Here is a 14,134-nt window from a genome sequence, read left to right on the forward strand (position 1 = left end):
CTTGGCAAATGTCGCAAACTAGGTGCAGGGTGATCTCACAAAGTTTGAAAGCTGGAAGCTCATGAAAAACCTCAAAATCGGCACGCGCCTTGGTCTGTGTTTCGGAGTGGTTCTCTTGCTGCTTGCCAGCGTGGCGGGCCTGGGGCTCAGCCGCATGGCGCAGATCAATCAGGCGACGGCGCTTATCACCCACGTCAACAACCCCGAGAGCAAGCTGGCCGTGGACATGCGCGTCGATGTCAATCGGGCTGGCGCTGATGTGCGCGACATCGTTTTGCTGTCGGACCCTGCAGAGATGAAAGCGGTGAACGACGACTTGCAAAAGGTGCGTACCGATTACGAAGCAGCAGAGGCGAAGCTCGGCAAGATGTTTGACACCGAGGCGGGCACAACGTCCAGGGAGAAGGAACTCTTCTCCAAGATCAAGGAACTGAAGGGCCAGGCCCAGCCGGCTTTGGCCAAGGTGGTGGAGCTGGGCTTGCTCGATAAAAATGACGAGGCCACCAAAGTGCTGATGAAAGAGGCCTTGCCAGCGCAGCGGGCCTGGCTCAATACCTTGAACGAGTTGGTGGACTTCGAGGCCAAATCGAGCGAAGAAGCGGCCAGCGCGGCGGACGCGAGCTATACCTCTGCGCGCACGTTGATGCTGGCGCTGAGCGCCTTGGCTATTGCAGCGGGCATTACCGCCGCCTTTTTTATCACCCGCTCTGTGGTGGTACCCATCACCACCGCTGTGCGCTTGGCGCAAACGGTGGCTGCGGGCAATCTGTCATCGCGCATTGACGTCAGCTCGCGAGATGAAACCGGGCAATTGCTGGCCGCGATGAAAGACATGCAGGAGAGCTTGGTGAAGGTGGTGTCGACCGTGCGCGATGGCTCTGCCTCCGTTGCCACGGCCAGCGCCCAGATTGCGCAAGGCAACAACGACCTGAGCCAACGCACCGAAGAGCAGGCCAGCGCGCTGGAAGAGACGGCGGCCTCGATGGAAGAGCTGGGCTCCACCGTCACACAGAATGCCGACAACGCCAAACAGGCCAATCAGTTGGCCCAAAGCGCAAGCACGGTCGCGGTCAAGGGCGGCGAAGTGGTGGCCCGGGTGGTCAACACCATGAAGGGGATCAACGACAGCTCCAAAAAAATTGTCGAGATCATCAGCGTGATCGACGGCATCGCTTTTCAGACCAACATCCTGGCGTTGAACGCGGCCGTAGAGGCGGCGCGGGCCGGCGAGCAGGGCCGCGGCTTTGCAGTGGTGGCGTCTGAAGTGCGCAGTCTGGCCGGGCGCAGCGCCGAAGCGGCCAAGGAAATCAAGTCGCTGATCTCTGCGAGTGTGGAGCGGGTTGAAGAAGGCTCGACACTGGTTGACCAGGCAGGAAGCACCATGGACGAGGTAGTCAGCTCGATTCGCCGTGTGACGGACATCATGGGCGAGATCAGCGCGGCCAGCACGGAGCAGAGCCAGGGCGTCAGCCAGATCGGTGATGCCGTGCAGCAAATGGACCATGTCACGCAACAGAACGCCGCACTGGTGGAAGAGATGGCCGCCGCTGCGTCGAGCCTCAAAGGTCAGGCGCAGGAACTGGTCGGTACCGTGGCGGCTTTTAAACTGGCCTGAGAGGTTCACCCGGGCCAGCTGAGGCGCACTGGCTTGCTCCCGATTTGATAGCTAGTTACGCACATTCTACGGGCGCTACAGCCGGTTTTTATGCCTTAATCCGCCCCGACTAGGCCTGCGGCGTCAGCAGCGCCTTGGCCCGCCCCAGGTCCACCCTGTGTCCATTTGCAAGGCCGTCCGACAAATCCAGAAAGTACGCGAGTTGCCAGGCCTGCGTGGCTTGTGCCTGTCGGCTGGTGGTGGTGTCCCACGGCGGGTAGACGCGCAGGGCGCGTTTGCCACCCACACCGTTTTTCGCCACTACGCCGCGCGCTGCGAGCGCGGCTTTGGGAAACACAAACTGGCCGAACTGGGGCCCGCTGCGGGCGCTGACCACAAACACGTCGACCGGGTCGCCCAGGTCAAACGGTTGTATGGGGCCACGGCCCACGCGTTTCCACAGCGTGACGAACTGGCCCACTTTGGTGGGCGTGGTTTTGGCAACGCGAAAACACACACGCTGGCCGCCCAGCAGCAAGGTGTGGGCGGCGTAGTCGGCGCTCTCGGCCTCGGGCAACACATCGGTGCAGGCAAGGCCGATGGGCGCGTAGGCCAGGGCCTCTGCGGCCAGCAGGTCGGGGTGGCTCATGCCTGCGCGGGGGCGAGCAGCGCGAGTTGCTGCGCGGTGAAGGGGTCCGCGGGCAAAAAGGTTTCCAGCGCCAGCTCTTGCAGCGTGATGTCCATGGGCGAACCAAAAATGGTGACGGTGCTGATGAAGCTCAACACGCCCTGCGTGCTTTGCAACTGAAACGGCATGACCACGCCACGCGTCTCGCCCTGCAGGTGTAGGCCGTCGGGCGCGTGGTGGGCGCTGTAGGTGTGCAGCTCGGCCATCAGCGCTTTGAGCTGCGCGTCTTGGGTGTTCTGGATTTGCTGTTGCAGGCGGGCAAACAGGTGGTGCTTCCATTGCGCGAGGTTGAGGATGCGCGGGGCGAGGCCTTGCGGGTGCAGGCTCAGGCGCAGCACGTTGACGGGGTGTTGCAGCAGCTCAGGCGCCACGTCGGTCAGAAACACGGGGACCATGCGGTTGGCGGCCACCAGGTTCCAGTGGCGGTCCATCGCGAGCGCGGGGTTGGGCTCGTGGCAGCGCAGTATCAAGTCCACCGCAGCGCGGGCCTCGGCCATGTCGGGATGGTCCAACGGGCGTTCGCGGTACATGGCGGCGTAACCGGCGCTGGTGAGCAGTGCGTTGCGCTCGCGCAGAGGCACGTCCAGCCGTTCGGCCAGGCGCAGCACCATGTCGCGGCTGGGGACCGAGCGGTCCGTCTCCAGAAAACTCACGTGGCGGGTGGAGATATCGGCCTGGTGCGACAGATCGAGTTGGCTCATGCGCCGGTGCTGGCGCCAGTGGCGCAGGTGCTGGCCAAAGCTGCTGTGCGCAGTGGTGGAAGGCGTGGCAGACGTGGGAGGGAGGGCAGACATGGGCGCATATTAGCTTTGCAAACCCGCTTTGTGGCTCACCCGACATGACCTGCCAGGTAATGGACGCGCCGCACCGCAAGCCGGAGCATGCAGGCTTCTTCAACTGCAAAGGAGTTCTCCATGACTGGCTACGCATCTTCCAATTCGTTCACTCCCGCCCCCGACACCGGCAAAGGCAACACGCGTTATCCGGCGTGGCTGCGCACAGTGTTGTGGATAGACGGCGCAACGGGTCTCGCGTCTGGCGCCATGCAACTGGCGGTGCCGGAGTTTCTGGGCAATCTGTACGGCCTGCCCGCGGCGCTGATACAGGCTAGCGCGGTGGTGGTGCTGGTGTTTGTGGCGCTGATCGCCGTGCTGCTGGCGCGGCCGCAGGTGCCGCTGCTTGGCTTGCGCACGCTGGTGGCGGGCAATGCCTTGTGGGTCGTGGGCAGCGTGGCGGTGGTGGAGCTGCAATTCCAGACGCTGACGGCGCTGGGGGTGGCGTATGTGGTGTTGCAAGCCGGGTTTGTGGGGACGTTGGCTTACCTGCAGGCGCGGGCGATGCGGCGCTGAACGGTGGGCGTGGCCGTGGGGCCGGGCGATACTCGGGTGAATGACCTACGCACCCCACGCTGTCTCCCGTCTGCGCACCGCGCGGCTGGCGCGCAGCACCAAGCCCTTTCTCGCCCGCGGCGGGGCCGACAAGCCACGTTGCGCGGGCTGCCGCCTGGTGACCAGCCATTGCCTGTGCGCCGTGCGCCCGGACGTTGCGACGAACGCGGGCGTGTGCCTGATCATGGCGGACATCGAGATGCTGAAGCCCAGCAACACGGGCTGGCTGATTGCCGATGTGGTGAGCGACACGTTTGCGTTTGGTTGGGCGCGCACCGAGGTGGACCCGGCGCTGTTGGCGCTGTTGGCGGACCCGCAGTGGCAGCCGTATGTGGTGTTCCCCGGAGAGTTTGTGGCGCCTGAGAGGGTCGTTACACAAGTGAAGGAAACGTCTGGCGGAAAGCGGCCGTTGTTCATCTTGCTGGACGCGACCTGGCCCGAGGCACGCAAGATGTTTCGCAAGAGCCCCTACCTGGACAAGCTGCCGGTGTTGAGCCTGGCCTCCGACCAGATCTCGCGCTACAAGCTGCGCCGCAGCCGCCGCGATGACCACTTTTGCACCAGCGAGGTGGGCGCTCTGTGCCTGGAGCTGGCCGGGGAGTCTTTGGCGGCGCAGGCGCTGGAGGCGTATCTGGATGTTTTCACGCACCATTACCTGCAGGCCAAGCGGCAGTTGCCGGCCGATCCGCAGAGTGCGGCGCATTTGCGACTTCGGGCCTTGGCTTAGCTTGCCTTCCCCAAACTAAGGGCGGAGAATCCGTTACAGGGGGCATATCCTGAAATCGCCCCGCCGACAAAGATCGGCAGACGCCCCACAGATGGGCGCAGGCAGGCGATACGTTTTGTTGGAAAGCGTGTCATGGACGGACAAATTCCGGCCGCGCCGCTGGTCACACCGGCGGCCGAGCCGTCTGGCGTATCTGCACGGCAGCGCCGGATTGCTGTCGTCACCAGCGTACTGCTGGTGGTCTGGGGCGTGGTGTTGACGCCGTTTGCCAACTATCCCTGGCCTGCTGTTCCCGGCTACATGACGGCATTTGGCACAGCGATGATCGTGACCAATGTTCTGCTTGCTGCGCTGCTGTTTAACCGGGGCGTTGCCGAGCGCAGCGCGGATACGGTCAAGCTGGGGTCGGCCTATCTCTATGTGGCTGCAATTTTCTTGCCGCTGATGGCGGCGTTTCCTGGCGCGTTTGTTACCGGCAGCATCATCGGTGAGCCGGTCAGCGCGGTCTGGCTGTGGTGTTTCTGGCATGGCGGCTTTGCGGCGCTGATCTTGCGTTACTCGATAGGCATACACCGCAAGGCGGCGGGCAAGCCTGCCAAGCGCGCCTGGACCATACGCGAAAGCGCGAGCGTGCTGGTGGCGGTGGTGCTGCTGGCATGCGCGGGGACGATTGGCCTGCCCTGGTTGCCCGCGTTGCTGGTCAACGGCAAGACCTTTTTTGAAGGCCCGATGCAGGGCATCGCCTGGGGCGTGCTGGCCATCAACGTAGTGGCGCTGTTCAATATCCTGCGCATCACGGACAAGACGTCGGAGCAAGTCTGGCTGACGGTGGGCATGATCGCAGCCTGCATGGATGTGTGGCTGACGTTCCATGGCACCAACCGGTTCTCGGTAGGCTGGTATATGGCCAAGGTGGGCAGCCTGTTCACATCGATGGTGGTGCTGATGTCGCTCTATGTGGACCTGACATTGCTGTACCGCCGCCTGCGGCAGGTCAACACGATGCTGGCGCAACTGGCCAGCCGCGATGGCCTGACGGGCTTGGCGAACCGGCGCACGTTTGATGAGATGCTGGCCACCGAATGGCGGCGCGCCCAGCGCCTTCAGCAGCCGCTGGCTTTGCTGATGCTGGATGTGGACCACTTCAAGCTCTACAACGACACCTACGGACATCTGAGTGGCGATGACTGCCTGCGCAAAGTAGCGGGGGTGATTGCCACGCAGGGCGCGCGGCCGGGTGACTTGGCGGCGCGCTACGGCGGCGAAGAGTTCGCGGTGATCCTGCCCAATACCGACGCCACCGGCGCGACCAACCTGGCAACGCGCATTCGTGATGGTGTTGCCGCGCTGGACTTGGCGCATCTGCAATCGGGCCTGCAACGGGTGTCCATCAGCGCAGGCGTGGCCGTGATGCAGCCCAGCGCGGAGCTGGAGCCTTCTGCGTTGATAGCGCGCGCGGACAAGGCGCTGTACCAGGCCAAACACCTGGGGCGCGACCGCGTGAACTTTGCGGCGGAGACGGCGGCGCGCGACTCTGCGCCGATGGACTTGGTGCCTTCGACCCTGGCTGCGAGTCTGTCGGCCTGATCCAACCCAGCCTCGAGTTGCTACAACTTTAGTAGCTGCTCACGCACGTTTTATGCGGCTTGCAGGCCAATTTGGCACCTAATTTACAGGCGACCCTGCTGGCGCAGCAGAACCGCACGCTCGCGGATGCCAGCCTGGCCGCGGTGCAAAGCGTCTTCGCTGGTGTGCACCGAGTACGGCCCCATGAACAAATCATGCGGATGCTGCACGCCGGAGCCGAGCACAAAGGCCGTGTCGGTTTTTGCGTCGAACGTGATGGCGCCGCCTGCGTCGTCAAACACGGCGAGATCGCCCGTGCGCAAGCTTGCGGGCGCAGTGAGCGCGCCTTCGCCGATCGCCACCCACGCGACGGTGTGACCCGCAGGCGGCTCGAAGCGCCAGGTCTCTCCGGCCTTGAGGTGTACGCCGAGGTACGTCATGTCGGACGGTGCGGGGATGGGGCTGACCTTGCCTTCGTACGCACCTAGCAGCACGCGCGCAGGGCCTGCGTGGGGAACGTCTTGCGGGCCGAGGTAGATGCTGTGGGCTTCGGCCAACTCCAGCGCGGGCGGCATCGCCACCCAGAGCTGGAAGCCGAGCACACGCTCGGTGTTGTCAGGCGCGCCGGTGTGCCACACGCCGCCGCCGGCCATCATCCATTCGACACCGCCATTGGGCAGCGCGCCCTTCGCGCCGCTCTCGCCGGTGGTGTCTTCGTAGGCGGTCTGGCCGGACATGAGGTACGTGAGCGTGGCGATGCCGGAATGCGGGTGCATGCCAAAGCGCGGCGGCTGGCCGCCAGCGGCCACTTCAAAGCGATCCAGAAAGATAAAGGGCTTGAGCACTTCGCCCAGATCGGACGGGCTGACCAGCCGCGTGATGGCGCCATGCGTGCTGCCGCGGGTTTGGTGGACGATGGCGCGCTGGGCGGTTGATTGAACGGTTGCGGTTTCAGACATGGTGTGGCTCCTGAAGCGGTGAATGAATGCGATGTCTGAAGATTAGGGCTTGCCCTATTACTTGTGTAGACGCCACAATTGACATTCACTATGCCGTTTTCGTTAGGAATCACCGCCGGGCCGCCCCAAGGGGAAACAGCCCCCTTTGGGGGGCAGGGATGCACACGAAGTGGGCGACCGTGGGGGCCATTGCCATGCTTGACCTGAACCAGATGGCGCTGTTTGTGCAGGTGGTGCAAGCCGGGAGCTTTGCCGAAGCGTCGCGCCGCCTGGGCATGCCGCCGACCACGCTGAGCCGCCAGGTGGCGCAGCTGGAAGACACGTTGCAAGCGCGCCTGCTGCAACGCACGACCCGCAAGCTGACGCTCACGGATGCAGGCCGCACACTGTTTGACCAATGCGCCGCGCAGATTGACGCGCTGAACAACGCGGCCAGCCAGTTGGCCGGTGACAACCAGGCGCCCAAGGGCCCTATCCGCGTGGCGGCATCGGCCGGGTTTTTTGATTTCTTCCCGATGGAGTGGGTGACGGAGTTTTTGGACAGCTACCCCGGCGTGCAGCTGGAGTTTGTATTGAGTGATGCCATGGCGGACTTCATCGGCGAGGGCATCGACGTGGCGTTTCGCGGCAGCGCGGAGCTGCCCGACTCCAGCCTGGTGGCGCGCAAGGTGGCCAGTGGCTACTTGACGCTGGCGGCCAGCCCCGCCTACCTGGCTGCGCGCGGCACGCCGCGCACGGTGGACGATCTGGCAGCGCACGATTGCATTCGCGCAGTGGGCCAAAGCGGGCCGACCACATGGCGACTGGTGGGGCCCGACGGCCCGGTGCAGGTTGCGGTGAGCGGGCGGTTCAGCGCCAGCACCGGGCCCGCACAGAAGAAAGCGGCACTTGGTGGCCTGGGCATTTGCCTGTTACCGATGGGCTCGTTGCAAGACAGCTTGCAGTCGGGCACGTTGGTGCCGGTATTGCCGGGCGTGGCCAGCAGCGTGGGGAATCTGTATGTGGTTTACCCAAGCCGGCGCCATGTGCCGCGCGCGGTGACAGCGTTTGTGGAGATGACAGTGCGGCGGCTGGCCGGCTTGATACAGCCCACGCTCACGGGCAGTGGAGGACAATCTACCCCATGAACCAAGAAACCAGCCCCAAGCCAGAACCCATAGCCAACGACAACGAAGGCCTGTGCGAGTCGTGCGCGGGCATTCAGCGCAACTGGCGCGGCACCAAAGGGCACCCAGAGCTGATGCAGGGCACCAACCGCTCCGTAGCGCACCGGCACGGCACGGTGGTGCACACCAAATACCGCTGCGAGCGCTGCGGCACGATCTGGGAATACGAGAACAACAAGGTCAACCGGCAAGCCGGTTGGTCCGTCGTCAAACGCGGAAGTAACTAAGGCTTAACGCGGCGGCGAGCGGCTTAGAAGGTCGTCCAGTCGTCTTCATCGCCAGCAGCGGGCTTGGAGACTTTGGCGGCGGCGACAGGCGCTGAAAGCTTGCGGGGAGCCTGCGGGCTCGGGCTCGGACTTGGCGCCTTGGCGCCCATGCGCTCGGACATGGGCTTGCCGGCGCGGGCTGTGGGGTTGCTGCCAAAGGCAGCGGGCGCGCGCGGGATACTGCGCGGCGCACTGTGGCGCGGCGCCATCGCAGCAGCGTTGTCATCGAGCTTGAAGACCGACACGACCTGCACCAGATCGGCGGCCTGCGCCTTCAGGCTGCTGGCTGCAGCGGCCATTTCTTCCACCAGCGCGGCGTTTTGCTGGGTGACCTGATCCATTTGTTGCACGGCCTCGCCGACTTGTGAAACACCTTGCGATTGCTCGCTGCTGGCGGCGCTGATCTCGCCCATGATGTCAGTCACACGGCGGATGCTGGCAACCACCTCGGTCATGGTTTCGCCGGCCTTGTCGACCAGCGTCGTGCCTTGCTCCACGCGCTCCACGCTGGCACCGATCAGGCTCTTGATTTCCTTCGCGGCTTCGGCAGAACGTCCGGCCAGGCTGCGCACTTCGGAAGCCACCACTGCAAAGCCGCGGCCCTGCTCACCGGCACGGGCAGCTTCTACTGCCGCATTGAGCGCCAGGATGTTGGTCTGGAACGCAATACCGTCGATGACGCTGATGATGTCGGAGATCTTGCGCGACGATTCGTTGATGCCTTTCATGGTCTCGACCACCTGGCCCACCACTTGACCGCCCTGAATGGCGACAGTGCTGGCGCTTTGCGCGAGCTTGTTGGCCAGCTGCGCGCTGTCGGCGTTTTGCTTCACGGTGGCGGAGAGTTCTTCCATGCTGGCGGCGGTTTCTTCGAGCGCACTGGCCTGGCTCTCGGTACGCGATGACAGATCCTGGTTGCCTTGCGCAATTTCGGCACTGGCGGTGGATACCCCTTCAGCGCCGCTGCGCACCGAAGAGACTGTCTTGATCAGGCTTTGCTGCATCTCGCTGATATTGCGCAACAGCTTGGCCAGCTCGTCGCCACCGCGGCTCACAATGCTTTGCGTCAAATCACCGGCGGCAACGGCAGAGGCCGCAGCAGTGGCCCGGTTCACCGGCCCCACCACCATATTGGTTGCCGTGAGGCCCAGGATGCCAGCGAGCACGACGACGATGACCAGCGCGACCCAGGTGCCTGTCTTGGCGGCGTTGGCAGCGGTCTTGCCGTGGTCACCCGATTGTGTGGCCAGCTTTTCGTTGTATTTGACGTGCTCGGCAAAGGCCGTGCTGGAGGCGGTGTAGGTGGCACGCGAATCGGCAAACAACAGCGCTGTCGCGTTCTTGCGGCCTTCTTCGCCACCGGCTGCCAGCGCCGCGAGTTTGGTGCTGACGTTGCGGTACGCCTCAAACTTGGTGCTCACATCGCCAAACAGGCGCTTGTCTTCGTTGTCCACGATCATGGGCTCGTATTGCTTGAGCAGTGCCTGGCCATCGGAATAGGCAGTTTCAATGCGCGTCTTGAGCGCGGCCACCTCTTTGTCTTCCGCCAGCAGCATCTGCGTTTCTAGCCGTCGCATGTCGTTCATCTTGCCCTGCGCCTTGTACAGCAGGACGATACTGGGCAATACGTTGTCGGCCAGATCAGAGACCGAGTCATGCAGGATGGAGACACGCTGCAGCGCGAACATGCCTTGAAGAATTGCCAACAACGCAACCGCGGCGAACGCGGCCTTGAGCTTGGCACCGATTGTGAGGTTGCTCATTTTTGTCTCCTCTATGGTTCTGCTCGCATTGTGCGCCGGCGCAGAATATAAGCAAGACCAATAAGCAGGGCAAAACAGCCCCAGGGCCGCAGTTAACGCGGTGACATTTCTGGCGGCCACACGCGGCGAAACGTCACGTTCAAACGGCGACGCCCCACCAGCGCATGCTCGCCATCGGCCAGCGGCAACACACCGTGATACCGCAAGCGCGACGGCCCGCCCCACACCACCACATCGCCATGCACCAACCGATAACGCTCGGGGCTGCCCACGCGTTCAAAGCCGCCCCACAAAAACGTGGCCGGTAAGCCCAGCGATAGCGAGACGACAGGCGCACGCAGATCGCGTTCGTCTTTGTCCTGGTGCATACCCAACTTGGCGCCGGGCACATAGAGGTTGATCAAACAGGAGTCGGGCACGAAGTCTGGGTAGCCGGCGTCGGTAGCGGCGGCAATCGCGAAGTCCATCATGCAGCCGGGCATCGCGGGCCAATGCTCGCCGGTACGTGGGTGCTGCGCAGCGTAGTGGTAACCGTCAGGCCCTGGCACCCAACCGACCGGGCCGCAGCGCGTGGTGGCCACCGACATGAAATGCCCGCTCGGCGTCTGCCAATGCTTCGGCGGCGATTGCGCCATCACCGACTCCACTGCCTGCAACAACTCCGCATCGCCCTCGCCCAGGTATCCGCGCATTAGCACCGCGCCGGGCGACATGTCTACGCGCGCGGCGTCTGCTTCGGGTGGCGGGTCGTCAAAAAGGGAGAGCGGGATCATGCCGTAATGGTACTGTTTTTATCAACAGTATCAAGCTGCAAGAACCTAAAACAGGGGCAGTTAGCGCTTCAATGCTTTTTCCAGTTGCGCCTTGTTCATCGCTGAACGGCCCTTGATGCCGCGCTGACGCGCCTCATTGCGCAACTGCAGCACGGTACGCCCGCCCGCACCTTTGTGCGAGCGCAGGCCGCCGCGGCGACCGGATGACATGTCGTTGAGCGACGAGGCGCTGGCCTCTTTGGATTCGCCATGCTGCGCGCGCTCCTTGTTAACGACGCGGGCAGCGATCTCTTCGGCCAGTGGCTTGGGCTTGCCGCGCTCCAGCAGACTCTCTTTGATGTGCGCGTATTGGCGTTCGCGTTTGGCGCTCCAGGCTTTTTGCGGCATGGTGGTTAGCTCCCTGGCGCTTATCGGCGAATGAAGTCCAGCAGGTCTTCGCTCAGGCGGTGCTTGTGCGTGGCGAAAAGGCCGTGCGGCGCGCCGTCGTATTCAATCAGTGTGGATTGGGCGATACCTGCGTGCGCGGGGCGAGCCGTGGCGGCGATGGGGACGGTGGCGTCTTCTGTGCCATGGATGATCAATGTAGGCACGTTGAAGGCCGAGAGTTCACCGCGGAAGTCGGTCGTGGCAAACGACTTCGCGCATTCCAGCGTAGCACGCAGACTGGCTTGCATCGCCTGGCTGCGCGCCCAGTCAATCAACTCGGCGCTGACCGGGTGCGACAGCAGACTCACGCCAAAAAAGTCTTTGAAGAAACCGTGGAAAAACTGCGCGCGATCGGTACGCATTTGCTCAGCCATGCCATCAAACGCGGCTTGCTCCACACCCGAGGGGTTGCTGTCGGACTGCAGCATGCAGGGCACGATGGAAGAAATCAGCGCGGCCTTGACGACCGACTTGCCACCGTGGCGCGACATGTAGCGCGCGACTTCGCCACCGCCCATCGAGAAGCCGACCAGCGTCGCATCGACGGCACCAGTTTGCGTAATGACTGTGGCCAGATCATCGGCCAGCGTGTCGTAGTCATACGGGCCCCAGGGCTGCGACGAGCGGCCAAAGCCACGGCGGTCGTATGCGATGACACGGTAGCCGGAGCCTGCCAGAACCATGGCCTGATCGTCCCAACTGTCAGAAGAGAAAGGCCAGCCGGACATCAGGATGACGGGCTTGCCTGCGCCCCAGTCCTTGACGTAGAGCGTGGTTTTGTCGGGGGTGGTGACGTGGTGCATGGCGGGACCTCGAAATTTGGTTGCAACATGGCAATGGTGCGATGCAACGGTTTGCATTTCTGTACGGTGAAGCACGTAGCTTGGTGGTGCAGCGCACAGAAATAAAAGCCCCGACACAGCACGATGGACTCCTTTCTGTGGAGTTCCCATGAACATGAATCTCGTCCTGACGCCCATGATCTCGTTGATCGCTGGGGTTCTTATCCTGGTCGTGCCGCGCCTGTTGAACTACATCGTGGCGCTGTACCTGATCATCATTGGGCTGGTGGGTCTGTTCGGCCTGCGTTGATTCGCATGGCAGACACCGCAGCACCGGCGTTCCCGACACTGGAAAGTGTGGGCAAAGGTGCGGCGAGCGCATGGGAGCAGTGCTTTGCGTTGCTCAGCTTTGTGGGCGAGAGTGCGCTGGCCCTGCTGGGTTGGGTGACACATCCGCCACGTATTCGCTGGCGGCCGATTCTTTTCAATCTGCGCACGGCCGGGCTGGACGCGCTGCCCATCGTGGGCCTGCTGTCGTTTCTGCTGGGCATCGTGGTGGCCTACCAGGGTGCGGACCAGTTGCGCCAGTACGGCGCCAATATTTACGTCACTGACCTCGTAGGCTTGTCGATGCTGCGCGAGTTTGCGCCGCTGATGAGCGCGATCATCATTGCCGGGCGCTCCGGCTCGGCCTACGCCGCGCAGATCGGCACGATGCAGGTGACGCAAGAGGTGGATGCGATGCGCACGCTGGGCATTGCCCCGCTGGAAATGCTGGTGCTGCCCAAGCTGATTGCGCTGCTGATTGCGATGCCATTGCTGACCGTATTTGCCGACGTGCTGGGCGTTGCGGGCGGCATGCTGATGGCGCGCGCACAACTGGGCATCAGCTTCAGCGCGTTTCTGGACCGGTTCCCGCATGCGGTGAGCACGACTTCGTACATGGTGGGCATTGGCAAGGCGCCAGTGTTTGCCGTAATCATTTCTGTCATCGGCTGCTTTCAAGGCTTTCGCACCAAGGGCGGGGCCGACAGCGTGGGGCGGCAAACCACGCGCGCGGTGGTGCAGTCCATCTTTCTGGTGATTCTTGCGGACGCACTGTTCTCGATCGCCTTCAGCATTCTGGATCTCTGACATGCCAGCGCCGACCACCCCAACCAACACCTCCGACATGGCGATTGAAATGCAGGGCGTGGTCACGCGCTTTGGCAGCCATGTGGTGCACAACGGGATTAATTTGCAAATACGCAAGGCCGAAGTGTTCGCCGTGATTGGTGGCAGCGGTACCGGCAAATCAACGTTGCTGCGCGAAATGATTTTGTTGCAAACGCCCAGCGAAGGTACGGTGCGCGTGCTGGACACCAATTTGGCGGATATGGATGACGACGCGGCACTTGCGCTACGCCAGCGCTTTGGTGTGCTGTTTCAGCATGGCGGCCTGTTTGGTTCGCTCAACGTATTGGAGAACATCGGCTTGCCATTGCGCGAACACCGCACGATGAGCGACGCAGAAGTCGACACCATCGCACGCGCGAAGCTGGAGGCCGTGGGACTGGCTGCCGAAGTGGCTGACCAATTACCTTCCGAATTGAGCGGCGGCATGTTGAAGCGCGCCGCGCTGGCACGCGCCTTGGTGCTGGAGCCGGAGCTTTTGTTTCTGGACGAGCCCACGGCAGGGCTGGACCCACAAAGCGCCGAAGGCATTGACGAACTGGTGCGCACGCTGCGCGACACGCTGAACCTGACGGTGGTGGTGATCACGCACGACCTGGACATGCTCTGGCAAGTGGCCGACCGCGTGGCGGTGTTGGCTGACGGCACGGTGCAAGCGGTGGGCGCTATGGCCGAGCTGGAGAAAAGCGACAAGCCCGCCGTACGTGCATTTTTTGAAGGGCCGCGCGCACGTACTGCGCAAGGACAGGCCGGCGCAAAGACACAAATACAAACACAAACGCAAGCCAAAGAGCTTGCCGGGGAGCCATCATAGAAACCAAAGTCAACTATGCGCTGATCGGGGCATTCGTCCTCGGACTGGG

16 protein-coding genes are annotated in these 14,134 nt (G+C 63.1%); 9 read left to right on the forward strand and 7 right to left on the reverse strand.

Going from position 1 to position 14,134, the window contains the following annotated elements; genetic code table 11:
* The first annotated feature begins 61 nt into the window (after window positions 1-61).
* On the forward strand, window positions 62-1,615 hold the full coding sequence (locus AC1DV6_RS06545) for a methyl-accepting chemotaxis protein (RefSeq protein WP_477976304.1): 1,554 nt from the start codon (window positions 62-64) through the stop codon (window positions 1,613-1,615).
* Window positions 1,616-1,724: 109 nt separating this feature from the next.
* Here the strand turns inward: AC1DV6_RS06545 and AC1DV6_RS06550 are convergent, their stop codons facing one another.
* Both AC1DV6_RS06550 and AC1DV6_RS06555 read right to left on the reverse strand, forming a co-directional pair.
* Window positions 1,725-2,243, reverse strand: coding sequence for a MepB family protein (locus AC1DV6_RS06550; protein ID WP_477976306.1), 519 nt, complete (start codon window positions 2,241-2,243; stop codon window positions 1,725-1,727).
* The gene (locus AC1DV6_RS06555; RefSeq protein WP_477976308.1) at window positions 2,240-3,076 is read right to left on the reverse strand and encodes a helix-turn-helix domain-containing protein; all 837 of its coding nucleotides are present in this window, start codon (window positions 3,074-3,076) and stop codon (window positions 2,240-2,242) included. Before AC1DV6_RS06555 ends, AC1DV6_RS06550 begins: the two co-directional genes overlap by 4 nt.
* Before the next feature lie 120 nt (window positions 3,077-3,196).
* Here AC1DV6_RS06555 and AC1DV6_RS06560 point away from each other — a divergent pair, with 120 nt between their 5' ends.
* The 3 genes from AC1DV6_RS06560 (at window position 3,197) to AC1DV6_RS06570 (ending at window position 5,984) form a co-directional block, all read left to right on the forward strand.
* Window positions 3,197-3,631, forward strand: a complete 435-nt coding sequence (locus tag AC1DV6_RS06560) for a hypothetical protein (protein WP_477976310.1) — start codon at window positions 3,197-3,199, stop codon at window positions 3,629-3,631.
* Between the two features lie 40 nt (window positions 3,632-3,671).
* The gene (locus tag AC1DV6_RS06565; RefSeq protein ID WP_477976312.1) at window positions 3,672-4,397 is read left to right on the forward strand and encodes a tRNA-uridine aminocarboxypropyltransferase; all 726 of its coding nucleotides are present in this window, start codon (window positions 3,672-3,674) and stop codon (window positions 4,395-4,397) included.
* A gap of 132 nt (window positions 4,398-4,529) precedes the next feature.
* Window positions 4,530-5,984, forward strand: a complete 1,455-nt coding sequence (locus AC1DV6_RS06570; RefSeq protein WP_477976314.1) for a sensor domain-containing diguanylate cyclase — start codon at window positions 4,530-4,532, stop codon at window positions 5,982-5,984.
* An 83-nt stretch (window positions 5,985-6,067) separates the two neighbouring features.
* Here AC1DV6_RS06570 and AC1DV6_RS06575 read toward each other — a convergent pair whose 3' ends face one another.
* The gene (locus tag AC1DV6_RS06575) at window positions 6,068-6,922 is read right to left on the reverse strand and encodes a pirin family protein (protein WP_477976316.1); all 855 of its coding nucleotides are present in this window, start codon (window positions 6,920-6,922) and stop codon (window positions 6,068-6,070) included.
* A 158-nt stretch (window positions 6,923-7,080) separates the two neighbouring features.
* On the opposite strand from AC1DV6_RS06575, the gene AC1DV6_RS06580 reads away from it, so the two are divergent.
* Together AC1DV6_RS06580 and AC1DV6_RS06585 are read left to right on the forward strand one after the other, a co-directional pair.
* Window positions 7,081-8,049, forward strand: coding sequence for a LysR family transcriptional regulator (locus AC1DV6_RS06580; protein ID WP_477976318.1), 969 nt, complete (start codon window positions 7,081-7,083; stop codon window positions 8,047-8,049).
* Window positions 8,046-8,315 carry a hypothetical protein gene (locus tag AC1DV6_RS06585; protein WP_477976320.1) on the forward strand — a complete coding sequence of 90 codons (270 nt, stop codon included), beginning with the start codon at window positions 8,046-8,048 and terminating at the stop codon, window positions 8,313-8,315. The genes AC1DV6_RS06580 and AC1DV6_RS06585 overlap by 4 nt, the downstream gene beginning before the upstream one ends.
* 23 nt (window positions 8,316-8,338) lie before the next feature.
* Here the strand turns inward: AC1DV6_RS06585 and AC1DV6_RS06590 are convergent, their stop codons facing one another.
* The 4 genes from AC1DV6_RS06590 to AC1DV6_RS06605 form a co-directional block, all read right to left on the reverse strand.
* Window positions 8,339-10,117, reverse strand: a complete 1,779-nt coding sequence (locus tag AC1DV6_RS06590) for a methyl-accepting chemotaxis protein (RefSeq protein WP_477976321.1) — start codon at window positions 10,115-10,117, stop codon at window positions 8,339-8,341.
* Between the two features lie 92 nt (window positions 10,118-10,209).
* On the reverse strand, window positions 10,210-10,890 hold the full coding sequence (gene alkB / locus AC1DV6_RS06595; RefSeq protein WP_477976323.1) for a DNA oxidative demethylase AlkB: 681 nt from the start codon (window positions 10,888-10,890) through the stop codon (window positions 10,210-10,212).
* Between the two features lie 60 nt (window positions 10,891-10,950).
* Window positions 10,951-11,277: a plasmid stabilization protein gene (locus AC1DV6_RS06600; protein WP_477976325.1), complete on the reverse strand. Its 327-nt coding sequence runs from the start codon at window positions 11,275-11,277 to the stop codon at window positions 10,951-10,953.
* A gap of 20 nt (window positions 11,278-11,297) precedes the next feature.
* On the reverse strand, window positions 11,298-12,119 hold the full coding sequence (locus AC1DV6_RS06605) for an alpha/beta fold hydrolase (protein WP_477976326.1): 822 nt from the start codon (window positions 12,117-12,119) through the stop codon (window positions 11,298-11,300).
* A gap of 148 nt (window positions 12,120-12,267) precedes the next feature.
* On the opposite strand from AC1DV6_RS06605, the gene AC1DV6_RS06610 reads away from it, so the two are divergent.
* Genes AC1DV6_RS06610 through AC1DV6_RS06620 form a run of 3 tightly spaced genes read left to right on the forward strand, consistent with a single transcriptional unit; the run spans window position 12,268 to window position 14,085 of the window.
* Window positions 12,268-12,408: a DUF3096 domain-containing protein gene (locus AC1DV6_RS06610; protein ID WP_477976328.1), complete on the forward strand. Its 141-nt coding sequence runs from the start codon at window positions 12,268-12,270 to the stop codon at window positions 12,406-12,408.
* Window positions 12,409-12,413: 5 nt separating this feature from the next.
* Entirely contained in the window at window positions 12,414-13,232 is an 819-nt protein-coding gene (locus AC1DV6_RS06615) for an MlaE family ABC transporter permease (RefSeq protein WP_477976330.1), read from the forward strand.
* Window position 13,233: 1 nt separating this feature from the next.
* Window positions 13,234-14,085 (forward strand): ABC transporter ATP-binding protein, encoded by an 852-nt coding sequence (locus tag AC1DV6_RS06620; protein WP_477976332.1) that lies wholly within the window; start codon window positions 13,234-13,236, stop codon window positions 14,083-14,085.
* Window positions 14,086-14,134: the final 49 nt, after the last annotated feature.

The organism is Rhodoferax sp. P2_H8_2 (assembly GCF_056403235.1).